We start from the raw sequence: 25432 nt of genomic DNA, 5'->3' as shown, positions 1-25432 counted from the left end.
CTGCTTTTGCCAATGCAGGGCACACGCTTGAATATTTGCCGTCTTATTCTCCAGACTTTAATGACATTGAACCAAAATGGGCCCAGGCCAAAACAATCAGAAAAAAGGAAGGATGCTCCATCGAGCAGCTCTTTACCGCTTATGCACTTTAAATCATTTTATATGGGATCAGCTATATCTGCCGGATATGGTCTTCAGCGCTGCCGCCCTGCTTCTTGGTGTTACATTGATGACAAGAGGCGACTATGTTTCGGTAGCCGTTACCACCGCCCTTCAATTGTGATTCAATATGATCCAGTTCACATGAACCCTCATTGATATCCCGGAGGCAATAAAAGCACTGCCCACGCTCGCGCTTTAGTAAAGCAGACAAATACTGTCGGCTCTTATAGAAGTCTATGGTTTCAATATCAATCGGGGGTTCTTCGGTTGATTGCTCAGGCAGAGATAGCTCGCTAGGGAGAAGAACCTTTGCGAAATGCCCCAGACGTGTTTGTTCTAATTCTATGCACCCTTTCTCAGCAAGCGATCGGATGGTTTTTCGAGACTGGAAGTCCGAACACTTCAAAGCATTCGATATTTGTGATAGCGGAACCGTTATTGACTCAAGGCCGCGAATGCGGGATTTCCCGAGTAGATAGTAATACAGTCCTCGCTCCCAGATATCGCACTGGTAATGCCGCAGAAGTTTATCCTCAATGTCTTTGTAGATTTCTTGCCAATCCATAGCCAGGATACTCTTTCTTGCTCGCTAACTAAAATTAAACCTCTGAAATGATGCAATCCATTACGTCAAAAATGAAATCTATTACTGTAAACCGCATGATATCTCCTTGTATTTTATGGAAATAGATCGATTTATCTTTCATCATAATAAACATGGTTAGATCCACAAATGTGACGAATAAGCCAAAATTTTTAAAAGAAAAAGAGAAAAAGCAGAGAGAAATAGGCAAATTAGGATCTGAGTAACTTAACGCTGATCCCAATTTTTTTTCAGCACTGGCCGCTGGCGATCATATTCGATCAGATAGCATAGGCGGCTGGGACAGATGAAGCCCGATCTTGGTTTACTCAAGCGATAGCACCAGCTTCTTGCCCAATACGGAAGCAGCTTTCTCAAGCTGTTTGAGGGAAGGCCAGTGGTGAGGATCTTCCAAGCGCTGAGCGGATGGCCAGGAAGTCTCTAAAGCGCGGGCAATTTCAGCCAGCGAGCGATTTCCGCGTGCCCAGCGTACCAGTATGGCGGACTGTATTCGCGCGTCCGGGGCGATATAGTGGGCATCGGGTAGATTTGCAGTTGGAAGCGGAATATCGCGTCCCGAATCCAAATATTCCTCCATCACCATGGAGAGGACTTCAGTGCCGTTAAATAAGCACTCATCGATGGTTTCCCCTTGCGTAATGGCTTCGGGAATATCGACGAAACATACAAAGTAGCCAGAAGGCTCTTGTGGTTCAAAGATTGCTGGATATAAGGTATTCATCTTAATTTAACCCCGGTTTGTTTTTCGATTGCCGATAGAAGGCTTTTTCCTATCTCGGTAGAGCTATGAGCGGGCACAGGAACAACACAACCGTCTTTCTCCATCATATAGTGACTGCCACGAATCCTTTTCACTCGCCATCCTTCAGATTTCAGTCGTTTGATGATTTCGTTTCCGTTCATGTTATGAATAATATACCGAAATTGATATATCAATCAAAATAAGAGGGACTGGTCAATTCTCTCATTCTGGTTCGATATAACGGAGAAGCTAGCCAATTCAAAAGACAACGAACTGTGCCTAATACTGACGAGGCTACAAAAGTTTATTTATCCGGCTGCTTGGTTTCAGCTCCTGACTGAGAGGCATAGCTGCTTTCAGCAGCGCTATCTTTGGCCATACCAAGGAATCTACCCATTTTGAGTAAGACGCCTTTGATCAATTTCCACAATTTGGGCAATAACCAGATGGCCAGACCAATAAAAATAACGAACAGTATTAGAAATAATATGGGATGATGCAATGCAGTCCATAAGCCACCTAGTACCAACAAATCTTCACTAATCGAGGCAGACCAGTTGGTGACCGGTTCGGGTGAGGTGTTGATCATCAAGCGTGTGCCTGTTTTAGTGGCATGACTGGTGGCGGCAACGCCGCCACCTAAAATTCCTGCCGCTATTTCCAGCGCGGGAGAGACATCTCCCACCGTGCCGGCTGCCAGCATAGCACCTGCAGGAATGCGAACAAAAGTGTGCAGGGTGTCCCAGGCGCTATCCAAACCGGGTATTTTGTCGACAAAAAATTGAATTATGTACATCAGCCCCGCTGCACCGATCACCAATGGATTTTCTAGCACGGTCAGTTCGGTCGGTAAGTTGATATTGTCAGTAGCGCCGCCGAGGCCCAGCACCAGCATGACTGCATACAAATTAATTCCGCTTGCCCACGATGCGCCCATCGTGAGCGCCAACGTGGCCATTAATGCTTCATAACTACTCATATCGATATACCTTTTTGGTCATGTTGTTCCATTTCTAAATCAAACCTGACTTTGCCGGCTTCTCCCTGCCGTATTATTTATATTGTCTGCGGCTCGCTCTTGCGTCATGTCTGATTTGGAAATGGAATGATTTCTTGTAGTAGGGAGTGTGTGAAGGTGTTTTACCAAAACGATTGAAAAACTATCTACGTTGCCGCTGCGGTGTTAAAAACAGGCTCAAAATGCTCATTTATCAGATATAAACTCCGTTTTTTTCGCCTGTTTTTGCCTACCATCGACTGCCTCGAATACGTTTTTCAACAGCCTGTTCTGTTAAGCGCTGGCATTTATCAACCGCTGCGCTTCGAGACCAGCACCCAATAAACCCACCTGCGGGTTCATGATGACATGGACCGGAATCTCGCTCATCATTCCTGTGTATCTTCCTTTATTGCAGAAGGCGTGCATGAAACTACCCTTCATCAAGGTGTCGATAATTCTGGGTGCAATTCCTCCAGCAATATACACGCCGCCCCGGCATAATCCCAAGAGTGCCAGATTGCCGGCATAGGCGCCATAGATTTCAACAAACAGCTCCAATGCTTGCTGTGCGATTGGGTACTTTTGCTCAAACGCCAGCTTAGTGATGATCGCGCCGCTGTCTTCCTTTAATTCATTTACGACGATACCAGGAAATCTTGTTGAATCGTTTTGCAGGAAATTGAAAATATTGGTCAACCCCGGTCCTGAAAGAATCCGCTCTACTGAGACATGGTCAAATTTCTTCATCAAATAATCAAGTAATTCCATCTGCAAGGAGGTAGTAGGGGCGAACTCAATGTGCCCTCCTTCTGTGGGTAACGGAATATAGCGATCACCTTGCCAATGAAGCCAGGCGACACCCATACCGGTACCCGCGCCTAGCACTACCCGCATTGCTTGCGCATCTGCTACCCCCCATTGCAGCGTTGCCAGATCATTTCGGGATAACCTTTCAATACCGATTGCCACAGCTTCGAAATCATTGATCAGCTTTACCTTGGGTATGGAAAACTCCGTCGCAAGCGCTGATGCATCCATCAACCATGGCAGATTAGTCAGCTTTGCCCGTTGTGAAACAATCGGACCTGCTATCCCAAAACAAGCTGACGTTGGATAACGATTTGTTTTATTCATCCCTGCTTTGTCAAGGAAATCAGCAAGTATCTCATTGAAATCAGCATAAGCTTGGCTGTCATAGCGCCGTTCGTAACATGGTTCAGTTTTATTTCCATTTACTACTTCTGTACGCAATAATGTTTTGGTGCCACCTATGTCACCATAAATAAAATAGCTGCTCATCAATTAGCTCCTGTGGGGCCATCGCATCGCCGGATTCTGGCGATAGAACGCGGATAACTGCTGATAGACCTGTGGGAAATGTTGTTTTGTTGCGCACGGCTTGACGAAAAAAGCTTCACTCAGTACCGCAAAGAATTCTGCCGGACTGGTGGCGGCATAAGGATCAATGATTAATTCCTCCTCATTATCGACTTGCTCACGGAAAGTTTCAAAAGCTTTGCTAAAGACTGCAGTCCAGAGGTGAGGATCCATATTGCTATGCAGTGGGGGAAAACCATTGGCAGCACCATTTAACATATCCAGCTTATGGGCAAACTCATGTATTACCACATTATGTCCTTGTTTATTATTGATATCGGTGACATCTTCCCACGAAAGAATGACGGGTCCAGCGAGCCAGGATTCGCCTGATGCGGCCATATGGACAGCGTGAACGATGCCAAGCTCGTCGGTGTACTCATAATCAAGAATGAATTTCCCTGGATAGACAATGATTTCTAGCCAATCGCGATAATAATCCAGATCAAGATTCAGAATCAGGATGCAGGCCTGTGCTGCGATCATGACACGTATTTCTTCCGTGACAATGAGACCCTGTGCGCCATTTATTTTCTTATCGTGCAAGAAAATAGTCGCCCATTGCCGCAGTTGTATGATTTCAGACTGAGTTAATCCTTGCAGAAAGTGTAGTTGTGCCAGAGCATTCTGCCAACTGATTTCAGCTATCGGTTCATGTTTAAGAATATGCTGTCGCCACCAATTTTTCAGACCCCATGACATAAGCTTTCAAGATGTTTGGAAATGAAGTTTTAGTTGAGCTAAGGAAGATCTGAATAAGTGAACGAAATGGTCCCAGTGCAAAGCGGACAAACGCAGCGACGAGAAAACGAACGGAGTGAGTTTCGATAAAACGAAGTTTTAGTAGCGTAGCTACATATCAAATCAAATAAATAGGTGAGGAGCGAATATCGCCCAACACAGCGATTTATTGGCGAAACTTCGTTTTCACAATCTCTCAGTCAGGTCTTCCCTGCTAAATTAACTATATTGCTAATTTTATACCATTCTGTTACTTTCTCGGATAGGGGTTGATTTCCCAAGCTGTTTTTTTTATACAAAGAGCTTGAAACTGATCCCTGATTCGTTTAAGGTCTAGGTTAATCGACAAGAAATAAGCTGAGAAGTTGTGAACAAATTTGTTAGCGAAGCTTCGTTTTGACAGATGCTGAGTCGAACATCAACTAGCCAGAAGGGACTCTTGTAATATGTTCAATTTAGGCTCCATGCTCAACTTGGGTTCTACAGAACCGGTCATAGGGAGAGCTTCTACTTTAGTGGAATGTTCGACCAAAGATCTATTCAAATATCTTGGTCAAGATTTATTTCAAAATTATCAAAAATGGTCGCCGGAGGTTCAAGAGCTTGAGCAGCTCACGCCTGGCCCAGTGCAACTTGGAACGATTGGGCGACAAGTGCGTCTCGATCTGGGACGACGTACAGAATCGCGCTTTAAAGTTTTTACTTATGAGCCGGGTGTGCGTTTAACACTTGTCGGCGTATCTGATCCCTTTCGCTGTACTTATGAATTGCAGGATATCAATCCTGAGAAATCTACCAGGCTGACGTTTTCTTTTGAGTTGCTTGAACTATTAGTAGTCATGCGGCCTTTCGAGGGATTAGTCCGTGCCGCCATAAAAGATGGGGCTGAACGCACAGTTCAGAATATCAAGCGCCTGATAGAGGCAGAAAAATCTATCGAAACTTCTGCAACCTGAGTAGCAAACAATTGTTAATAAATAATGCATACTTACGATTGACCAACTCTGTCAGTTACTTGTAGTCAGAAAAGGAGAATAAATGGCGCGAGATATTATTTCCAATATTCAGGTACCACAGGTGGATGATCGTCCGCTCTGGGATGTGGTATTTGCGATTTATGGCTATCCAGCACTGCTCCTGGCTCATCGGCTGAGAGTTTTTCCTTTGCTGGCTGAAAACACACGCACTTTGCCGGAAATTTGTAGTGCACTGAACATAAAGCAGCGTCCCGCCGAGGCAATATTGACGGCGGCTACTGCATTAGGTTTTCTGTCTTTACAAGCGGGACACTATTCGCTGACGCCGGTTACCAGAGAATATCTGCTCGAAAACAGCCCAAACTACTTTGGATATTTTTGGGATCTGATGATCGACAATTATCAAGTATGTACCTATGCTGGTCTGGAGAAAGCAGTCTTCACCGATTCTGCTCAGGCTTACGGAGGAGGCGATATTTTTAAATCTCATGAAGAGCAAATCGAATTGCTCCAACGCTTCACTTGCGGCATGCACAGTATCAGCATGACACCAGCGCTCGTTTGGCCACAAATCATGGATTTTTCCCAGCACCGGATGATGCTTGATATTGGGGGTGGATCTGGCGCACATTCGATTGGCGCTACTTTGCGATGGCCAAATTTACATGCACATATCCTGGATTTCCCCCAGGTGTGTGAGATTGCACAGAGCTATATTACCCACTACAAACTACAAGATCGCGTTAAAACGTGTGATATCAATATCTGGCGAGACCACTGGCCTGCTGCGGATCTTCACTTTTTCTCGAATATGTATCACGATTGGCTGCCAGAAAAATGTCATTTTCTGACCGCGAAAAGCTTCGATAGCCTTGAATCCGGAGGACGGATCGTGATTCATGAGATGCTTTATAACGATGAAAAAACCGGTCCTTTCGCTTCCGCAGCATTCAGCATGATGATGTTGGGTTGGACTGAGGGCAAACAATATTCCGGTCAGGAGTTGTCAGCGATGCTGAAGGAAATTGGATTTGAGGAAATTCAAATACATAAAGCTTTTGGCTATTATAGTATCGTGACTGGCCGCAAGCCGTGGTAGGCTGTTGAAACCTAAAAACCGCAGTTGATCGCTGCGGTGTTAAAAACAGGCTCCAAATGCTCATTTTTCAGGTATAAACTCCACTTTTTTCGCATGTTTCTGCCTATCATCGACTGCCTCGAATACGTTTTTCAACAGTCTGTTAGGCATCGTCTTTAATTTCAAAAAGAAAGTTGACCATGAGTCTTGTTTTCGGAGGCGGTCTCTATCTTTCTGATCAACGAGCTAACTGTAATTCCATTTCTAAATCAAACCTGACTTTGTCGGTTTTACCTTGCCATATTATTCATCCTGTTTTTGGCTCGCTCTTGCGCCATGTTTGATTGGGAAATGGAATAAGGTTCAATAACTGGTTTTTTCTCACTGTTTTTCCAAATTGGCCAGCTTAAACTGACTACCAGCCGACTCATTAGCAGCCAATTCGCTACAATAGCTGCCAGAAAGACAACTTGCAAAACACAACAAAAAGGAGTGCATGATGAGTGCAAAGAAAATCTTGATGCTGGCTGGTGATTATGTGGAAGACTACGAGGTCATGGTACCTTTCCAGGTACTGTTGATGGTGGGACATATTGTCCATGCTGTCTGCCCCAATAAAAAGGCAGGTGAGACAGTGCGCACGGCAGTGCACGATTTCGAGGGAGATCAGACCTATAGCGAAAAGCCAGGGCACAACTTTACGCTGAATGCAACTTTTGCCAAGGTTAAGGCAGGAGATTACGACGCGCTGGTCATTCCTGGAGGGCGCGCACCTGAATACATCCGCCTGAACGAAAAAGTAATCAAAATGGTGCAACATTTTTCAGAAGCGAACAAACCGATTGCCGCCATCTGCCATGGTGCGCAACTCCTGGTGGCAGCTGGAGTCATCGAGGGTAAGACGTGTTCTGCTTATCCAGCGGTGGGGCCAGATGTTACGCGTGCAGGTGGCAAGTATGTGGATATTCCAATGGATCAGGCTCACGTCGATGGCAAGTTGGTGACTGCCCCAGGGTGGCCTGCGCATCCGGATTGGCTCGCCAAATTCCTGCAAGTGCTGGGAACGAAGATTAAACCATAGGGAACACACATCATATCCATAGATTGAGCCAATATGAGTATTACGCAGAACTAAACTGCTTCAGCGAATACTTGCGATTGCACTTGATGTAAAAAGAGAGGTCGAATAGGAAGACACTAAAAAATTAAACAGCTCAGCGAGCACTTTTCCTAGAGAGGTACGGAGGGAAGACTCATGGCGAAGCTTAACATTGCAGTCATCGGCTTTGGGCGAGTAGGGCGTGCTTGTGCACTTGCATTACGCAATACAGACTATCTTGCATTGGCTGGTGTTGTTCGGCGCCCAACTTCACCAATTAAATTGCCCGATCCGCTTGGCGAGATCCCGGTGGTCACGCATATTCGTGACCTGAAGCGTATCGATGTAGCACTGATCTGTGTGCCTGCAGATGTCGTCCTCGGTGTTGCACGCGAATTGTTGCAGGCAGAAATCCCTGTTATCGAGTGTGCGGTGCTCGAAGGGCATGCACTTGAGATGCATTACGATGCAATCGGCGATGCAGCACGCCACCATAGTACGCGTGCCATTGTTGGGGCAGGATGGAATCCGGGTATGCTGCGGCTGTTCGAGCGCGCGTTCACGACACTGATTCCAGATAGTCACACCAAGCGCACCAGTCGGCCAGGCGCGAGCCTTCATCACACCAAAGTGGTGGAAGGTATCGAAGGTGTGAAAGGAGCGCTTGCCACCGAGACGCGGGATTGGCAGGGGAAACTGACCCGCTATGTCTACGTCGAACTCGCAAAAGGTGCAAAGGGCGTAAAGGGTGCAAAGGGCTCGGAGGGCGCCTCGCTCGATAAAGTTGAGGCTGCCCTCGCTGCTGATCCGCTTTTCGTGGGCGAACAGACACATGTGTTCGAAGTCGAGAGCATTGCCACCCTGGAAGAGGAAGGTCGCGGCATTATGCTGGAACGTATCGGTACCGAGCGAACAGGTGCGCATGCCACCTTGCTGCTGGAAGGACGGTTTGATGTGCCGACATTCGCTGCACGGGTGATGCTCGATGCCGCCAAGCGTATTCCGAGTCTCAAGCCAGGCGCGCATCGCTATTCCTTATGGGGGTGACTGATAGGGTAACTTATGCTCGAAATTGATGGTAGCTATGGCGAGGGTGGTGGGCAGCTGCTGCGGCTTGCCGTAGCGTTGTCTGCCATTACCGGTGCTGGAGTTTGCATTACGAATATTCGTGTACGACGCGACAAACCCGGTCTCGCAGCGCAGCACCTCGCTGGGGTGCTTGCAGTGGGCAAGCTTTGCAGCGCGAGAATCGAAGGCCTCATCTTACGATCACAACAAATTGTTTTCGAACCAGCAATGCTTCGTGGTGGCGATTATCGCTTTGATGTTGGCACTGCGGGCAGCATTACACTAGTGCTGCAAGCCTTGCTGCCAGTCATGCTAGCGGTCCATCTCCCTTGCAAAGTGCACATCACTGGCGGTACCGACGTCCGACAGGCACCCGCTGCGGATTACTTGCACGAAGTGATCATCCGGCTTGTCGAGCGACTTGGTGCCCGGGTGACCATGCGTGTGCTGCGGCGTGGCTACTATCCACGGGGTGGCGGCGAGATCGAGCTCGCAGTGAGGCCAGCAATGCTTTCATCTGCAGTGTTCGATGCGTCTGGGTACAGTAAGGCGATCTGCGGGGTTGCGCATGTAGCTAATCTTCCTGAGCATATTGCGTTACGAATGAAGCAAGCGGTACTTAACCGGCTTGGCGCTTATGGCACACAGGCAAGTATCGAGACACAGATTATGGGGCGCGAAGCGGCTTTCGGTGCAGGCGGCGCCATCGTGTGCTGGCTCGAGAGCGAGCACACTGTGCTCGGTGCAGCGCGGGTCGCAGAGCGGGGTGTATCCGCGGAGACGCTTGGTGAGACTGTGGGAGAAGAGCTTGCCACAGATATTGCAGCGGGCGCTGCACTCGATATCCACGCAGCTGATCAAATGCTTGTTTACCTTGCGCTTGTAGGGGGTGGATCATTCAGCACACGCAGCGTCTCGTTGCATGCGCGCACTGCAATGTGGCTGATCGAACAGTTTCTGCCGGTAACGTTCGAGGTAACTGAATCATCAGGGCTCGCATACGTTACTGTGAGAGCACGTGGAGAACAGTCATGATTCCGATTCACGAACTGCTCGCGCGCATCCGCTGGGATCCCGAATTCGGTAAGGGAAAATTTGAGCTTGCCTACGAAGATAAGGTCGAACACCAGCTCAAGCGTGTGCCGCTCGAACGGATAGACATTGAATCAGGTCAGCACTTTACATTCGAGGCAGAAGAGGAGGATGGCACACTGCATACTGTACCGTTTCATCGGGTGCGAAAAGTTTGGCGCGATGGAACGCTTATCTGGGAACGACATCCTGGGAGTAAAGCAAAATGAAACCACTACTCGAACAACGGCTGCAGCTGCATGTTGAAAAACTTGCTGGTGAGATCGGCGAGCGCAACGTGTGGCGACCGAAAGCGCTGTACGCTGCTGCCGACTACATCCGTGATACATGGGGCCAGTTGGGCTATGAGGTCCATGCCCAGGGCTATGATGCGGGCGGTGTATGGAGTGAGAACCTCGAGATCGAGATTCGCGGTGAGGTGCGGGCAAATGAGATTGTGCTCGCCGGTGCACACTACGACAGCGTGACAGGCAGCCCGGGTGCAGATGACAATGCTTCGGGCGTCGCAGCTCTGCTCGAGATCGCACGGCTTCTCGTCGGAATCAAACCCGAGCGCACACTGCGGTTAGTTGCATTTGTGAATGAAGAAGCACCGTTCTTCTATTTCGGCGATATGGGAAGCAAGATCTATGCGCAAGCTGCGCGTGAGCGGCATGATGACATCCGTCTAATGCTCTCATTCGAGATGCTCGGTTGTTATAGCGACGAGTCAGGCAGTCAGAATTATCCACCTCTTCTGCGTTGGTTCTATCCCGATCGGGGCAATTTTATCGGCTTTGTGTCCAATCTCAAGTCACGTCGTGCACTTAAGCAATTTGCGGCAGCATTCGCCGCCAGTTCGGATTTTCCGTACGAGACGCTCGCAAGCCCTACCATCGTGCCAGGCGTCTCATGGAGCGATCAGCTCTCGTTCTGGCGGCAGGGCTATCAGGCAGTGATGGTCACTGATACAGCATTTTATCGCTATCCGCACTATCATCGTGCTAGTGATACTCCTTGGGAGCTCAACTATGCCGAAATGGCGCGTGTGGTCGAAGGACTGGCCGGTGCGCTGACAGTGTTGGTGAAAGCCCGGTGATGGCAACGGAGCAAATGGGCCATTGCTGGTTTTACATTAATCAACTGCCATCTTGGCGTAACATATGATGAAAATGACTAAAGTTTCTGAAGGAATCATTTAATGCTGCTGAATGTTGATCATTTCCTGCGCACCGTCCCTACACTTGAATAAGCTCTGAGTGCAGAAAATGATGTCATCTCGGTGGTTCATTATAGACTGGAGTGCGTACTTTCAGTTGCAGGCTAGTTAAGATGAGTAGTGTTGCACAATCCCAGGATTTTTACATTGGTTGGGATGTAGGTGGCTGGAATTGCGATAAAAATAGCAGGAGTCACGATGCCATCGTGATCCTGGATGCATCGCTCGCTATTGTCGGCCAGCCGTGGCGCGGCAACTTGCGCAATTCAATCAATGCGGCAGAAACCTCCAATGCATGGATTCAGGCATTGTTTGAACCGTGTGCCGCTGCTGACACTATTCATGTTATGTCGCACATCTATCTGGCGATCGACACACCGCTGGGATTCTCTGAAGAGTTGATCAACTTGATCACAGAACTGAAAGGCGTCGCAGCATTGGGCGACTCGTTCAGCAACCCTTATCTGTACCGAAAGACAGAGCGTCTGCTGTTCGAGCAGGGACTTGCCCCGTTGTCGCCTATCAAGGACATGATAGGCAGCCAGACGACCAAAGGGATGCATGTATTGGCGCGATTTGCCCGCCAGATCTCAAGCTGTGGCGTCTGGACCGACGGTTGTTCACTGACTGTGCTGGAAACCTATCCCTCCGGATGCCAGCGCTCCGTCATGATCGCCAGGTTGCGTAGTCGCTATGATGCTTTAGGTCATGAAGACAAAGAGGATGCTTTGACCTGCGCCCTGGTTGCTTATCTCTATGCGGAGCAGCGTGAGTTGCTTGCTTCGCCGGCTAGCGACATACCGGCTTCAGAAGGCTGGGTATGGGTACCGAGGGATGCGCTTGGGCAATCGGGGTGAGTGTCGACAGCTTCACCTTGCCATATTATTTATACTGTCTGCGGCTCGCTCTTGCGCCATGTTTGATTTGCAAATGGAATTAGGGACAACCCTTGCATCCACTTGTACGCGCCATGGTAAAAATAGTCTGCTCGAGATTGGCTCCACTCAGATCTGCGTCGGTCAGATCGGCATCGGTAAAATTTACCCCTTGCAAATTGGCGCTAACCAGGGATGCTCCACGCAAATGGGCGGCGCGCATGTTGGCGCGCTGGATATCGGCATGGTCGAGTTTGGCGCCACTAAGTCTTGCGTTGGTGAAATCTGCGCTGGTCAGCTTGGCTCCTGTCAAATTAGCGCCACTCAGATCCGCATTTTGTAGAATAGCACCTTGCAGATTCGCGTCTACTAGCTGTGCGTCATTAAAACGTGCGCCCCGGGCATTTGCTTTTACCAGCGAAGCTTGGCTCAGATTGGCTTCGCGTAGTTGAGTACTCGACAGATTCGCTTCATTTAGATTGGCCCCAGCGAGATTCGCTTTGGAAAGTACCGATCGGGTGAACTGGGAATTTGCCAGATTCGCATTTTGAAGATCGCTTCCGTACAGATTCATATCCACGCAAAATGTGCCTCGCCGGATACTGCATCCCTCCACGTTGCGTGCCTCTTGGGCAAGCGCTTCCGCGCAAATAAACAAAAGTAGCAAGAAAGAGCATCGAAAATAATTAGCGAGCGATCGGAAAGCAGGGTGCATGGTGGGCGTAATACGAGATATATCAGATGGATGAACAATGGTTCTGGCCCCATCTAGTCGATTCTTCACGGTGACCGATAGTGATACGATTTTTCTTTTGGACATAAGTATCAGTGTGACTCCCTTGGAAACGCACGGTTTAGGTAGGCTATTGAAAAAGGTTTACTCCATGACTCATACGCCAAGGCACTCAAGACTTCACCACCGGCTGACGCTTTTCGTAGTTACAGCATTGATCGACCATTTCCCAGGCCGTTTCGAGTCTATTGTAGTTTCACGCAACGTGAATTCGACGGAAGTCTTGATATTTACTCCGATCAGCTCCGCGCAGACACATTCGAGAAACGCGTCACCCTTGACACAATTGCATTTGGAGGAGAGTTAATATAAACATCTTTTTCTATTTAGCCGGAATGTACCGAGGATCCTATATGTTGTCAAACATGCTGAGAAATGATCCAGAAAGTAATTTTGCTAACTCAGATTGAAAATATTCTGATGATTTTGCTGCATTTCAACAAACATTAACAGATGATTACTGCAAAGGAGTGAGGCGTAATCTCAAGGCATTACCAATGACACTGATCGAAGAAAGTGACATTGCGGCAGCGGCGATAATCGGCGAGAGCAGGATCCCGAAGAAAGGGTAGAGCATACCTGCTGCCACAGGTACCCCGGCAGCGTTGTAAATAAACGCAAAGAACAGGTTTTGTCGGATATTGCGCATGGTTGCCATGGATAGCTTGCGAGCGCGTACGATACCAGTCAGGTCGCCTTTGAGCAGCGTAATGCCAGCGCTTTCCATGGCCACATCGGTACCCGTTCCCATGGCAATACCAACATCGGCCGCAGCCAATGCTGGTGCATCGTTGATGCCGTCGCCGGCCATAGCGACAATTCGTCCTGCTTCCCGCAGCTTTCTGACAATTTTGCCTTTGTCTTCTGGCAGAATCTCTGATTCGATTTCGGTGATCGCGAGTTTCTTGGCTACAGCTTCAGCAGTGCGGCGGTTATCACCAGTTAGCATCACAATATGAATACCCTCTTGCTGCAACGCCTTGATCGCCGCCGTTGTCGTCGTCTTGATCGGGTCGGCTATGGCCAACAGCCCGGCAAGTTTGCTGTCTACAGCCATAAAAATGACAGTAGCACCCTCGGCTCGTAGTGCATCAGCTTGCGTACTGAGTGATGAAACATCGACGGCCTGTTCTTCCATTAGCATTGCATTGCCTAGGGCAACATTTTGCCCTTTTATTCTTCCGATAATACCTTTGCCGGTATGTGAATCAAATTGATCTGCCGCAGATAGATCGAGCCTCTTTGCTTTCGCTGCTGTGACAATGGCATGCGCCAGCGGGTGTTCGCTGCTTTGTTCTAGCGAAGCAGCCAGCGCTAGCAACGTGTCTTCGGTAAATCCTTCGGTCGTAACAATTTTGGTTACTGTTGGCTTGCCTTCAGTGAGTGTTCCGGTCTTATCAATGACCAGCGTATCTACTTTTTCCATACGCTCCAGCGCTTCGGCATTTTTAATGAGCACGCCCACTTGTGCGCCTTTGCCGACACTGACCATGATTGACATGGGCGTGGCTAACCCCAGCGCACAGGGGCAAGCGATAATCAACACACTGACTGCAGCAATGAGCGCATGGCTGAGGGTGGTAGAGGGCGGTCCGTATACAACCCACCCGATAAAGGCCAGCAAAGCAATGATGATAACTGCAGGCACAAACCAGGAAGAAACAACATCAGCCAGTCTTTGAATTGGAGCGCGGCTGCGCTGTGCTTCAGCCACCATGTGAACGATTTGCGCAAGCATCGTATCTTTACCCACGCGCTCGGCTTTCATCACAAAACTGCCAGTCTGATTAATCGTGCCACCGATCACCTTACTGTTGGGTTCTTTCTTCACGGGCATCGATTCACCCGTCACCATCGATTCATCCACTGCGCTGCGTCCTTCGGTAACGATGCCATCCAAAGGAACTTTTTCACCAGGCCGAACACGCAGCAGATCACCCACATGGATATGTTGCAGTGGTACATCTTCTTCTCCTGTGGCGCTAAGCCGGCGAGCTGTTTTGGGCGCCAGATCGAGTAGCGCACGGATTGCACCGCCTGTCCGCTCGCGTGCTTTGAGTTCCAGTACCTGTCCCAGCAAGACAAGTACCGTAATCACTGCAGCAGCCTCAAAATATACCGCCACAGCGCCGTTCACCTGCTGGAAGTCAGTGGGAAAAATACCAGGTGCCAGCGTTGCCACCAAACTGTATAGCCAGGCCACCCCTGTGCCCATGGCAATCAGCGTGAACATATTCAATTTGCGCGTTTTCAATGAAGTCCAGCCGCGCGTGAAAAAGGGTTTTCCCGCCCAAAGCACCACTGGGGTAGCCAGTACCAGCTGTATCCAGTTAGCTAAATGAGTATTGAGGTAAAAGAGCTGACCCCTAAAATGGGCACTCATTTCCAATAAGAAAACGGGGAGAGTTAGCAGCAAGCCGAGCCAGAGCCTTTCACGCATATCGGTCAGCTCCGGGTTTTCACCTTCTTCTCCAGTCATCGCTTCCGGTTCCAGCGCCATACCACAGATTGGACAATTTCCCGGGTCTTTTTGCCGAATTTCGGGATGCATGGGGCAAGTATAGAATCCTCTGATCTCAGCAGCTGGTAAGGATTGCGCTGTGCTGCCCTTTTGTTTGTGCTCATGGCGCTCATTTTGTGATTTCATATAAACCTCCGTGATATGAACCGTCCGCAGCTGCGTCTGCGTTCTCAAAGCGTGTTCAGCAGGGTTTTTTCTGGCAAATACCCACCTACGCTTGTTAGTACGCGGTGGTAGATCACCACTGTGTTACTGATAAATTTTCTTTCTTACCTGCATGATGGAATTTGCTGCTTACACTGTTTTCTAATAATAGACCGAAACCGAGATTGACAAATAAATTTTAATGATGGTATCGGTGAACAAGCAGTTCTGACTATTAGAAAATATTAAGAAAACCTTTTTGCAGGAGAAGACTATGACTATCGATGAGAATTTGGTACAAGCAGTCTGGGAAAAAGGAAGAGGGACACTGGGGCAAGACATATCCGAGTGGCGCCAGGACCAATGTGGCGCATGGATAAGCCGGCAAAAATATAATAATGCAAAGTCAGAATATGGCTGGAAAATTGTAAATGTTAAACCAGGTAGTCCGGATCATCTGGAGAACCTGCAGCCATTTCATTTGGAAAATGATTTCGATATTGCCAATGATAAGCCACACTGCAGAGTTACAGCGGACCGAACTGGACTGATGCCCACCCAAGGTGTCGATACGCCACACAATACTAGCGTTTGATCTGTTGTCTATGACTTATTTTCTCACTTTGTTACATTGATGCTGTTTTGGGCGTTGACTGTAGTGGACGCTCTTTCCAGGACAAAATTTAGGATATATCGGAGTAGGTGATGACAAGTATCTGGCGATTCATACTGTTGTTTCTGCTTCTGAATCTGCTCAGCGGATTTACATTACCCACTGAGCCATCCGAGTATTGCAGAAGTACTACCAATGCTGACGCCAAGGCTTGCTTCGCCTCGCATCTCTCCTATTGTGACAGTACGAGTTTTGCCAACGCAGGAGCATGCTTCTTGATTAATGCATCCTACTGTGAAAGTGATAGCAATGCGAATTCTGGTGCGTGCTTTACATCACATCCAGTATATTGCAGCAGCTCGAGTTACGCTCACTCCGGTGCCTGCTTCCTGGCTAGCGAAGCTTATTGCGAAAGCGATAACTACGCCAATTCCGGCGCATGCTTCGCATCACACCCATCCTACTGTAGCAGTTCGCGCTACGCCGATGCGCTTGCCTGCTCGGGTGCAAGACCAGCCTACTGTGAAGACACCATTTACGCAAACTCGAAAGCATGCTCCCGTTTAGTCAAGCCCAGTTCTGGCCAAATTTTAGAGGTTGCTCGCCGCCTGGGGGCGCCGGTAGATGTGCACACTCTCATGCGTGAACTGATGAAATAATCAGCAATTCTGGAATGGTAACGATTAATTCCATTTTTAAATCAAACCTGATTTTGTCGGCTTCTCCTTGCCGTATTATTTATACTGCCTGCGGCTCGCTCTTGCGTCATGTTTGATTTGGAAATGGAATAATGAGGGCTAGCTCAAAGCCATGGTCTAAAAATGAAAGAGAAAAAAGAGTACTAAAGTCTCAATATGCTTGTCTTGCTGATTTATACACGTTTGCTCTATACTCGTCTGTTTTTTAAGTTAAAAATCGGTCGGTGTTTATCGTCATGTAAAGATAGCGGTTTTTCCATCAACGCGCATTTGTGATTAGCCGATCAAAATAGTCAAATTTGGGCCTTGTTGAAAACCCGCAGCCAGGTTTTCAGTAGAGTATGGTTTCCTGTTCATTATGGGCGGTGTTCCTGGCTAGATCACCAATATTGCCGCGAATGGTGCTGCTGATGACTTCAGGGCAGCTTTTCCAGAAACCAGTCGAAAGCAGCTGCAGGCCACGGAAATACCTGTTCGACATCACCGTTGGTGCGCTATAGCGACAAGTAACACCTAGTCCTTCTTCATCGAGGTTGATGGTCTTATGCCACATCCATGCTGGGAAAAATAAAACATCACCCGGGTGCAGGTCGAACTCATAACGCGGAGCGTACTCCACTAATGGATAAGCGTCACGATCACTTGGCTCACCCTGTTCGTCAGCGCGGAATGCTGCAAACCGTCGCATACCATCGCCACGAGCGGCCGGATATAACAGCCAGGAATATTCGGATTCAATCAATGTCCAGCGCTTGGTTCCCGATACGGCCAGATACCAGTTGAGACCTTCTTCGCAGTGGTAATTGGCATTTAACCCCGTGCCGAGACCGAGAATCAGAAAACTCAGAATAGGTTTGGATGGACGACCCATGACTGGGAAATAGGCATGTGACCGTGGGATATCAAAATGTTGGTAGAAGGCTGGGTTTTGGTCGAGCAGTAATTGTTGCGGGATGAAATCGCAGCGACGATCCTTAGCGATCTGGTATAGTGATGTATTGATCATCTTCATGCTGTGCTTGTTCAGAGCCTGTGCCACTGCATCAGGAAATCGTTCTGCCAGTGTTGCGAGTGTCCAGTCTGCGGGTACATTTTCCATAAATCCACGCAATACGCACGGAATGGAGCGTTTGACGTGCTCATGGTAAAACTGGTGCGGCTCAATCTTGCCAGGACGATATTCCGCAATATCTAGAATTAGTCGGCGCGGTAGGTTGTAGTTTTTCAATCTTTGTAATATCTGCTGTTCTGTTCGCTGACGCTCCTTTCGTAATACGTCAGGATTATTAGCCAGATGTTGACATAACATGATGCTCTTTAGCGATAACACATTTACATACCCCAATGGCAGTCTCACTACACCCCGTTTACCTATTCGCTCTACAACAAACATGCGCAAGAAAAATTGCTGCTCCATCACTAATTGCCACGCCGCATATAGAAATGTCGTTACTCCAGCCAGCAGAATAGCCAGCACGTTTCTCACAGACGCCCGTGTTGTTCTTTTTAGTACTTTGTCAGCAATCTCCATTGAATGCCTCCTTTGTTTTCTTCTCAGTGTTTAATTTCAGTTTGAGAATGAGAATTGATCCTGTTTTGTTTCATATTGATGCTAAGGAATAACAAAGAGATAGGCAATAATGCAGAAGCCTACAATTTTTATTCCTTAGCGAGAGGTGCATTGAGAAAGAAAAGAGCAAGTGATCTGACTGGTGTGTTATTAATCCGGACGGATAAAGTTTTAATCTGGATTTCTTAGCTGGACGGGATGGAGTGGCGGTTTTGCGAGCGCAGGGCAAGGCGAACGATGCAGAATGGTCGCTCCATGCCAAGGAGTCGCAATGCAGTTATGTGCTTGTAAAATCGTGCACTCCGCACCGAAGCGTAAACACCTGGAAGGTGAGAATGAAATGTATAGGAAAGACTATTATATTCATAATGTTAATACCCGCATGAACGATCAACTGAGGAATCTGGGTTTAACAATTAGATTAGATAGCAATAACTGGATGCAAGAATATTGCTTTTGTAGCGGGTGGCTCCAAACTCTAGCAGTACTGATGTGCTGATCCCATGCTATATTGCATGGACCTACATCATGCTTTCCGGATTGTGAGGCCCGGTTTTGTTGAGAACCGATGGTATTTTTGATCAATAATAACAGGAAAGGCTGGCTGGCTTTAAATAGATAATACTTGTGAAAGATGAAGCCTGTATTCACTTCTTGCAGTGGGCCCTGCCGCAGATGCAACTACGCTGGCAGGGTTTTCGCCGAGTTAGAAAACAGGTATGTAAACGTATTAGTCAGCGTATTAACCGGCTAGGTCTTGCGGATGAATTGGCTTATCGTGATTATTTGCTTAGCCATGCTTCTGAATGGCAAACTCTGGCCATCTTGTCTCATGTCACCATCTCACGTTTTTATCGTGATAAAGTCGTTTTTAATCGACTTGAAAGTGAATTAATACCCCGATTGTGTGCTCAGCTGCTGCTGCGAGGTGAAAAATACTTATATTGCTGGAGTGCAGGCTGTGCCAGAGGTGAAGAGGCTTATAGCCTGGTGTTACTCTGGTCTTTTGTTTTGCAAAACTACTACCCGGAAATTGTAATATCGATTACTGCAACAGATATTGAGCCGCTCATGATTCAACAGGCACGCAAAGCGTGCTATCCATTTAGCAGTGTGAAGAATTTAGCACCTGAATGGCGTCAAAGAGCGTTCAGACAAATCAATGATCAATATTGTCTGCATCCCATTTATCAGCAGCCAGTCACTTTTTCACTTGCTGATGTAGAGCAGATGGTTGGTACGCAATCTTATCATCTGGTGCTGTGCCGCAATCTGGTGTTCACCTATTTCAGCTTAAACAGACAAGTACAATTTCTGCATAAATTACAAACACAACTTTCAGCGGGAAGCATACTGGTACTGGGTGCGCATGAGCGCCTGCCTGAAGGGATGAGCGGCTGGCGCCAATGGCAGTCCCGATTACCGATTTATGTGCGTGAATAGGAAGACCTGATATCCTCAGTTAGATGAGCTTGATGACGGGATTAACGGCCGGTGTCGATGTGTAGTTGCAAAATCTTCAGTATATGTTCGCGATCGATCCAGCCAACAATTTTACCCTCGTCGACTACAGGCACTTGGTTGATGCCATACTCATTCATGATTTGTAATACCTCAAGGATGCTGTTATTAGGCTTGGCGATATAAAGACGTTTGAGCGGGGTCATGATCTCACGCACTGGCGTGCTGGACCATTGCTCGCGTGGACACTTAACAATATCACTTAGTGATACTAGGCCGATAGTTTGGTTATCTTTAATCACTAGACACGCACGGTGGCCGGTCAGTAACATCTTTTTATCTATCCAGTCCAATATGCTCATGTCTGCAGCTATCGTCGGCACTTCTTTTTGTGTTACATCACCAACAGATACATGACCAGCCAGGTGTTCCCTGAAATAAGCACGTTTGCTGTCCTCTGCCACGGCAAGCAAGAACCAGCTTATCCCTATTAACCACAGACCATTGATCAGCGTGGCTGGCTGCAAGGCTACCAGCATACCTGTAACCATTAAGCCATAGGCGACTATCTTGCCACTCATTACAGCCCATTCCATTCCTTTACCAGCATTTCCAGTGATTCTCCATACCAGGGCGCGGAAAACACGGCCACCATCCATTGGAAAACCAGGTATTAAATTAAAGATCGCTACCACCAAGTTAATGGTTGTTAACCAATCGAATATTGCTGTGGCTGTTTCACTGTATGGCATTAGCCAAAGCTTGAGTAAATAAAACAGACCCGCGAGCGCAAAGCTTACCAGGGGCCCTGCAATTGCAATGAAGAATTCGGTTGCGGCAGTATCTGCATCTTTCTCAGTTTGCGCCACACCACCGAAAACAAAGAGCGTAATGGCGCGCACCTTGATCCCGCGAGCTATCGCTATCAGGCTGTGACCTAGCTCATGCAGGATGATACTGACAAAAAATAACAGTGTAGCCAGCAAAGCGGTCAGCAATGTGGCATGACTGCTCCACTCTGAGTGAGCATTTCTAAATACCGCAAACAGCGAGCTGATTAGCAAAAAAAAGACGATAACCCACGTATAGTGCACTCCGATACGTATACCAAAAACAGTACCGAGACGAAATGAAGATTCCAGCATTTAGTTATCCTTTGATGAAGCGGTAATAAGCACACTATACTCCTCATATTCCTCCGCAGAGAATTAGTGCAAACACCTGGAATTACTGATTAGCTTGCAAAATCAGGTATGGCGTTTAGCAGCAATTCGGATAAAATCGCAGCTATTACGTTGACCTGACTTTAAACGACCATGAGCAGCGGCCACGCTGTACTCATGCAGGCAAGGTTGGTGGTCGATTAGGCCGCGTAGCGTGTGAAAAAATGTGTGATCACAATCTGCTCAGCAAGCGACAAAAAGGGACATGGCTTTTGAAAAAATATTGCAAACCAGCAGGGCTGAGGAAAAAAACTCAGGCTAATTGACGATCATGCGGGGGATGGATGATATCCATCATTTAAATTTGCCACCCTTGTGTAACCTGATCAGCAGCAATTGAAGGCTGATTGGATATCACACATAGCTCTATGATTTACATTTTGCCTAAATCATAGGCTATTTGGGATATTACAATTGCGATGTGAGTAACGACCATGGATAAGTTAATTTATATGCTGTTCAGCAGCAGAGTGTTTCATTTAGGCTATCGACAGGACAGGCTGATGGGTGAGTCCATTGATTAATACATTGATTTGCATTATTGCAGAAAGGATAGGTCCTATGTTTGCTTTGAAAGGTGCAAGGAGAAAAGGATTTCTTGTCTTTGTTGTATTGTTATTACTCTCCCTGGTAGGCCAGGTACAGGCGAATCCTCGTCATGCTGCTATCGTGATCGATGCGGATACGGGTCAAGTGCTTCACGAGTCAAATGCTGATGCCAGCCGTTATCCTGCCTCTCTGACCAAGATGATGACGCTCTACATGTTATTCGAGGCGATGGAGCGAGGTAAGATGAATCTTGATACTCCCATGCAGATATCGACTCATGCAGCGTCCATGCCGCAGACTAATATCAGATTGCGATCGGGTGATACCCTTAACGTGCGTGATGCGATTCCAGCACTGATCGTGCGCTCCGCCAACGACGTAGCAGCGGTGGTAGCCGAGGCGTTGGGTGGCACTGAGGCTAACTTTGGTCGCATGATGACGGAGAAAGCCCGCAAGCTTGGCATGTATTCCACCACCTTCCGCAATGCCTCCGGTCTACCGCACAGTGAGCAGAGAACTACGGCTCGGGACATGGCAACCTTGTCCACGCGGTTAATGAAGGATTTTTCTCAGTACTACCATTATTTTTCGACCCAGTCGTTTCGTTACAAAGGTATCACCTATAACAGTCACAACCGCATGGTACGAAACACGCCGGGTGTTGACGGCCTGAAAACCGGTTTTATCCGGGCCTCAGGGTTCAATGTGGCCACTTCCGCCAAGCGGGGTAATCGACGGATAGTTGCGGTGGTGATGGGTGGACAAAGCGCCGCCTCGCGCGATCGGCAAATGGCCCAGCTGCTGGATCGCAGCTTTACGCAATCAGTCGCGACCAAGTCGGCCCGTAATGTCAGCAATATCGATGCGGCACCAGCCGTAGCTATGAAGGCTAGTACGTCTGCTCCTGTCTCTAAACTGGCTCCCTTGCAGCCAAAGACCCCCGAACTGGCAACCAAGTCAGCCCGTAATGTCAGCAATATCGATGCGGCGCCAGCCGTAGCTATGAAGGCTAGTATGTCTGCTCCTGTCTCTAAACCGGTTCCCTTGCAACCAAAGACTCCCGAACTGGCCATGATGAAACGGCCTACTTCGTCAGAGGTCAATGTTGCGCTCCAGAGGGTTGCGGTGGTGGATAGCAACAGCTGGGGAATTCAAATAGGTTCCTATCAGGCGTACGATCGAGCCCAGGCCCAGGCGCAAGCTGCCACCCGCTGGGTACCAGGTGAAATAGTGGTAACCGAGATTGAGATTAGCAATCGTAAGTTCTATCGAGCCCAATTGGTGGGTTTGCAGAAAAACGAAGCGCACACCGCCTGCCAGAGTCTGGCCCGGCAGGGAATAGAATGCCTGGTGGTACGATCCCATAGCTAATTTACCTGCCCGATTTTGTCGGCTAACAAAAAGCCCAGTTTATATTTTTGTTTACTTTGACATCACAGGGCTCTGTTTTGGCTACTGGTACCATCAAGCAGGGTGATTACTAAATAACAGCTATTGAGTCTTCATACGGAAAAAACCGGGATCGAGGTGCAAGGAAATCAGGGGCATAAAAAAATTAAACACTTAGTCACGCAAACTCTAATGATTACTTGATTTCTACTGACGCTGCTAAGCTATGTTAGTTTTACTAGGTTAGTTCATCCTGTTCGTTGGTAATCCCAATGGGCTGCAAGGGAGGTGGCATGACAACACGTGAGCAGACGGCATGTATCTCATCATAAACCTGCTGTGGCTTGTCAGCATAGCGCTGGGAAAAGTGGAAGGGTACCAGTCTGGCAACTTCAGCAGCCGTCGCAATTTCGCCGCAAGCGCGTGTGGTTAAATGACCAGTCTGCGCAGCTTGGCTGACATCCCTTTCCATAAAGCAAGCTTCGCAGAAAAAGGTATGGGCGTATCGGGCTAAAGCCTGGAGACGCTTGCGATTATCCACGGTATCAGCAAGATCGGTTGCATAAACTAATTTCTTGCCTGGCTTGATCAGAGTCAGATCAGTTGCGATAGCAGCCACATTAGTCACCATTCCATCAGGCAGAGTAATTATTGCTCTGTCATTTTCGGCCAACAGGTGTTTTTTCAACTGAGCCAACCAAGGTCCTGGCTTCAGGTTATGTGCTTGCAAGTAATCTTTGCGGATATTGATCTCCTTTGTCGGCTCGAAGGCGTAGGCCAGCACCGGCGTATGGTGATCCAGCATTTGTGCTCGAATACGGAAACCCGTATCTTGCAGGATAACCCCTGCTTCCAACTTGACCTCGTCGAGCTGCACACATGCTTCCTGGCCTGCCTGCAGTCGAAAACGTAGCAATCGGTCTGTATGCATTTCCGTTACCTCAAAGCAGGGCGCGTGCTCACCGATCCGATCCCATAATATACCTTGCAGGAATCCTTTAATGTGTTGAGCCAATCCTGGCGGTCCATACAGGCGGCATGGTGGAAATTTACCAATGCGTGACCGCAATAACATCATGAAGCCACCAATATGGTCGATATGGGCGTGACTGATAAAAACATCCGTTACCTGATGAGCAATGCGTGCGGGCAGACGCACACCCTCTCCCAAATCGAACAGCAGGCTTCGCCTTTGCTGCCGCAAGCGCACGTGCAATAGCGGATCGCCAAAAATACCATTAACCAGGCAGAAATCGATTTGGCCGACTCGACCTATGATCCGCATTCCTCCATTTTGCTGGGGTGGGCGATTCACAGTAGATGGCGGCAGGTATTCGAGCGGCTCTGCCGCAAACGGTATAGCCGTTTCTACCAGACCGTTGAGTGAGCGCTGCGCATCCCGGATCAATAAACTATCGAAAGCGTGCGGTAAGTATGGCAATCTGACAGTTAATTGCTTTCCGTGCAAGTGCTTCACTTCGGCCATGACCTGGGTCTGATTGCGATTCAATAGTGCGATCTGTCTTCCTGGCCAGGCACTGGCTTCGCCTAAGGGGGGCGGTGTGCCGATAATATTTACTTGCGCAAGATCGACTGTGTGTTCAATACCGTGCTTAAGGTAGTTATTCCACAGCATTGTCCGCTGGCGAGCGCGACTGCGTTTCCCTGGTCGCTTGGCCTCCACGCTGGCTTGGACCACGAAGAGCTGGTCTGTCAAGTTACGCAATTCATCCAGCAGCGCTGGATGGCCATCAGCCGCAGTAAGCGCGAGCACAGCATCGGCAGCTACCACCTCGAACAAACCCTGTAACAATTCACTGCCGGCAACGCCACGGACTACGCCAGGGGCATCAATTAACAATACGTCGTAATCAAGCGATTGGGCAAGGGATTGGACGAGGTGTCGTATCGCTAAAACCAGCGGCAGGCGGAAACGGCCTGCATTGAGACTGCAGATAGCTTCATAACTGCGAATCTGCCAGTCATCCGATTGCCATCTAGCGAGAGAAACAGCACCTGGAAAACCAAAGGCGGGCGAACCGGGATCGGCACAGATACAGTAACAGCTTCGACCAGCCTTGTTGAGTTCATGCGCCAATTGTGCTGCCAAGGTCGATTTGCCGACTCCAGGTGGACCATACAACAATATTCGCCGATTGTGCATTAACACAATGGTGGCGATATCAGCCGCACGATAAGCTAAAACAGGCAAGTTGTGTCTAATATCGCTATACATGCATTCTTATTCCTTACGTGCAAAAAGCTTGATAATTTTTGATCTTATTTTGATCACAAAAGTTTTTTAACCGAAGTAGTTTCCAATCATTTTCAAAGATGAAAAAGCTAAACTAGGTTTTGTTAAAAGTAGATTTGTATAGCTTCAAGGTTGATGATGCGTAGCATCATGAGTAATATTGCCCAATCTGCTGAGTGAGTGGTTATGTGCTATCAAAGATCT

General features: G+C 48.1%; 24 protein-coding genes. 13 read left to right on the top strand and 11 right to left on the bottom strand.

All coding sequences use genetic code 11. From position 1 onward, the window contains the following. Positions 1-152 (top strand): transposase (locus BLV54_RS17140; RefSeq protein WP_176969639.1); only part of this gene is annotated, 152 nt, incomplete at its 5' end. A gap of 20 nt (positions 153-172) precedes the next feature. Here BLV54_RS17140 and BLV54_RS01775 read toward each other — a convergent pair. The 6 genes from BLV54_RS01775 to BLV54_RS01750 form a co-directional block, all read right to left on the bottom strand. After that, a complete protein-coding gene (locus tag BLV54_RS01775; protein ID WP_090566868.1) occupies positions 173-727 on the bottom strand; it encodes an HNH endonuclease in 555 nt (184 codons plus the stop codon). 343 nt (positions 728-1070) lie between these two features. Further along, positions 1071-1487 carry a type II toxin-antitoxin system HicB family antitoxin gene (locus BLV54_RS01770; protein WP_090566865.1) on the bottom strand — a complete coding sequence of 139 codons (417 nt, stop codon included), beginning with the start codon at positions 1485-1487 and terminating at the stop codon, positions 1071-1073. Beyond that, positions 1484-1669 (bottom strand): type II toxin-antitoxin system HicA family toxin, encoded by a 186-nt coding sequence (locus BLV54_RS01765; RefSeq protein ID WP_090566897.1) that lies wholly within the window; start codon positions 1667-1669, stop codon positions 1484-1486. The genes BLV54_RS01770 and BLV54_RS01765 overlap by 4 nt, the downstream gene beginning before the upstream one ends. Positions 1670-1812: 143 nt before the next feature. Then, positions 1813-2487 (bottom strand): DUF4126 domain-containing protein, encoded by a 675-nt coding sequence (locus BLV54_RS01760; protein WP_090566861.1) that lies wholly within the window; start codon positions 2485-2487, stop codon positions 1813-1815. Between the two features lie 312 nt (positions 2488-2799). Beyond that, the gene (locus BLV54_RS01755) at positions 2800-3807 is read right to left on the bottom strand and encodes a glucokinase (protein WP_090566858.1); all 1008 of its coding nucleotides are present in this window, start codon (positions 3805-3807) and stop codon (positions 2800-2802) included. A 3-nt stretch (positions 3808-3810) separates the two neighbouring features. Continuing rightward, entirely contained in the window at positions 3811-4587 is a 777-nt protein-coding gene (locus BLV54_RS01750; RefSeq protein WP_090566855.1) for a M90 family metallopeptidase, read from the bottom strand. 485 nt (positions 4588-5072) lie between these two features. Here BLV54_RS01750 and BLV54_RS01745 point away from each other — a divergent pair, with 485 nt between their 5' ends. The 8 genes from BLV54_RS01745 (at position 5073) to BLV54_RS01710 (ending at position 11995) form a co-directional block, all read left to right on the top strand. Further along, on the top strand, positions 5073-5582 hold the full coding sequence (locus BLV54_RS01745; RefSeq protein ID WP_090566853.1) for an SRPBCC family protein: 510 nt from the start codon (positions 5073-5075) through the stop codon (positions 5580-5582). A gap of 82 nt (positions 5583-5664) precedes the next feature. Then, entirely contained in the window at positions 5665-6702 is a 1038-nt protein-coding gene (locus BLV54_RS01740; RefSeq protein ID WP_090566850.1) for a methyltransferase, read from the top strand. A 475-nt stretch (positions 6703-7177) separates the two neighbouring features. Continuing rightward, complete coding sequence (locus tag BLV54_RS01735; RefSeq protein ID WP_256329033.1) at positions 7178-7762, top strand: DJ-1/PfpI family protein; 585 nt, start codon at positions 7178-7180, stop codon at positions 7760-7762. 174 nt (positions 7763-7936) lie between these two features. Continuing rightward, entirely contained in the window at positions 7937-8827 is an 891-nt protein-coding gene (locus BLV54_RS01730) for an NAD(P)-binding domain-containing protein (protein WP_090566845.1), read from the top strand. Between the two features lie 15 nt (positions 8828-8842). Next, positions 8843-9883 (top strand): RNA 3'-terminal phosphate cyclase, encoded by a 1041-nt coding sequence (rtcA, locus tag BLV54_RS01725; protein ID WP_090566843.1) that lies wholly within the window; start codon positions 8843-8845, stop codon positions 9881-9883. Next, complete coding sequence (locus BLV54_RS01720; protein WP_090566840.1) at positions 9880-10149, top strand: DUF504 domain-containing protein; 270 nt, start codon at positions 9880-9882, stop codon at positions 10147-10149. Before rtcA ends, BLV54_RS01720 begins: the two co-directional genes overlap by 4 nt. Continuing rightward, positions 10146-11018, top strand: coding sequence for a M28 family peptidase (locus BLV54_RS01715; RefSeq protein WP_090566837.1), 873 nt, complete (start codon positions 10146-10148; stop codon positions 11016-11018). Before BLV54_RS01720 ends, BLV54_RS01715 begins: the two co-directional genes overlap by 4 nt. Before the next feature lie 203 nt (positions 11019-11221). Further along, positions 11222-11995 (top strand): hypothetical protein, encoded by a 774-nt coding sequence (locus BLV54_RS01710; RefSeq protein ID WP_218132291.1) that lies wholly within the window; start codon positions 11222-11224, stop codon positions 11993-11995. 79 nt (positions 11996-12074) lie between these two features. Here BLV54_RS01710 and BLV54_RS01705 read toward each other — a convergent pair whose 3' ends face one another. Together BLV54_RS01705 and BLV54_RS01700 are read right to left on the bottom strand one after the other, a co-directional pair. Beyond that, a complete protein-coding gene (locus BLV54_RS01705) occupies positions 12075-12833 on the bottom strand; it encodes a pentapeptide repeat-containing protein (RefSeq protein WP_218132290.1) in 759 nt (252 codons plus the stop codon). 430 nt (positions 12834-13263) lie between these two features. Further along, positions 13264-15453 carry a copper-transporting P-type ATPase gene (locus BLV54_RS01700; protein WP_090566831.1) on the bottom strand — a complete coding sequence of 730 codons (2190 nt, stop codon included), beginning with the start codon at positions 15451-15453 and terminating at the stop codon, positions 13264-13266. Positions 15454-15745: 292 nt separating this feature from the next. Here BLV54_RS01700 and BLV54_RS01695 point away from each other — a divergent pair, with 292 nt between their 5' ends. Both BLV54_RS01695 and BLV54_RS01690 read left to right on the top strand, forming a co-directional pair. Further along, the gene (locus BLV54_RS01695; protein ID WP_090566828.1) at positions 15746-16066 is read left to right on the top strand and encodes a hypothetical protein; all 321 of its coding nucleotides are present in this window, start codon (positions 15746-15748) and stop codon (positions 16064-16066) included. Positions 16067-16366: 300 nt separating this feature from the next. After that, the gene (locus tag BLV54_RS01690; protein WP_090566825.1) at positions 16367-16651 is read left to right on the top strand and encodes a hypothetical protein; all 285 of its coding nucleotides are present in this window, start codon (positions 16367-16369) and stop codon (positions 16649-16651) included. A gap of 462 nt (positions 16652-17113) precedes the next feature. Here the strand turns inward: BLV54_RS01690 and BLV54_RS01685 are convergent, their stop codons facing one another. Beyond that, positions 17114-18313 carry a cupin-like domain-containing protein gene (locus BLV54_RS01685; protein WP_090566822.1) on the bottom strand — a complete coding sequence of 400 codons (1200 nt, stop codon included), beginning with the start codon at positions 18311-18313 and terminating at the stop codon, positions 17114-17116. Positions 18314-18979: 666 nt separating this feature from the next. On the opposite strand from BLV54_RS01685, the gene BLV54_RS01675 reads away from it, so the two are divergent. Beyond that, on the top strand, positions 18980-19795 hold the full coding sequence (locus tag BLV54_RS01675; protein WP_090566816.1) for a CheR family methyltransferase: 816 nt from the start codon (positions 18980-18982) through the stop codon (positions 19793-19795). Between the two features lie 41 nt (positions 19796-19836). On the opposite strand, the gene BLV54_RS01670 is transcribed toward BLV54_RS01675, so the two are convergent. Next, positions 19837-20958: a site-2 protease family protein gene (locus BLV54_RS01670; protein ID WP_090566813.1), complete on the bottom strand. Its 1122-nt coding sequence runs from the start codon at positions 20956-20958 to the stop codon at positions 19837-19839. 639 nt (positions 20959-21597) lie between these two features. On the opposite strand from BLV54_RS01670, the gene BLV54_RS01665 reads away from it, so the two are divergent. Beyond that, a complete protein-coding gene (locus BLV54_RS01665; protein WP_090566810.1) occupies positions 21598-22956 on the top strand; it encodes a D-alanyl-D-alanine carboxypeptidase family protein in 1359 nt (452 codons plus the stop codon). A 256-nt stretch (positions 22957-23212) separates the two neighbouring features. Here BLV54_RS01665 and BLV54_RS01660 read toward each other — a convergent pair whose 3' ends face one another. Beyond that, complete coding sequence (locus BLV54_RS01660; RefSeq protein WP_218132289.1) at positions 23213-25210, bottom strand: Clp1/GlmU family protein; 1998 nt, start codon at positions 25208-25210, stop codon at positions 23213-23215. Between the last annotated feature and the right edge of the window lie 222 nt (positions 25211-25432).

Origin of the sequence: Nitrosomonas sp. Nm33 (genome assembly GCF_900107265.1) — a bacterium.
In the GTDB taxonomy this organism is placed as follows: Bacteria; Pseudomonadota; Gammaproteobacteria; order Burkholderiales; family Nitrosomonadaceae; genus Nitrosomonas.
This window is presented reverse-complemented; position numbering and strand designations above follow the sequence as displayed.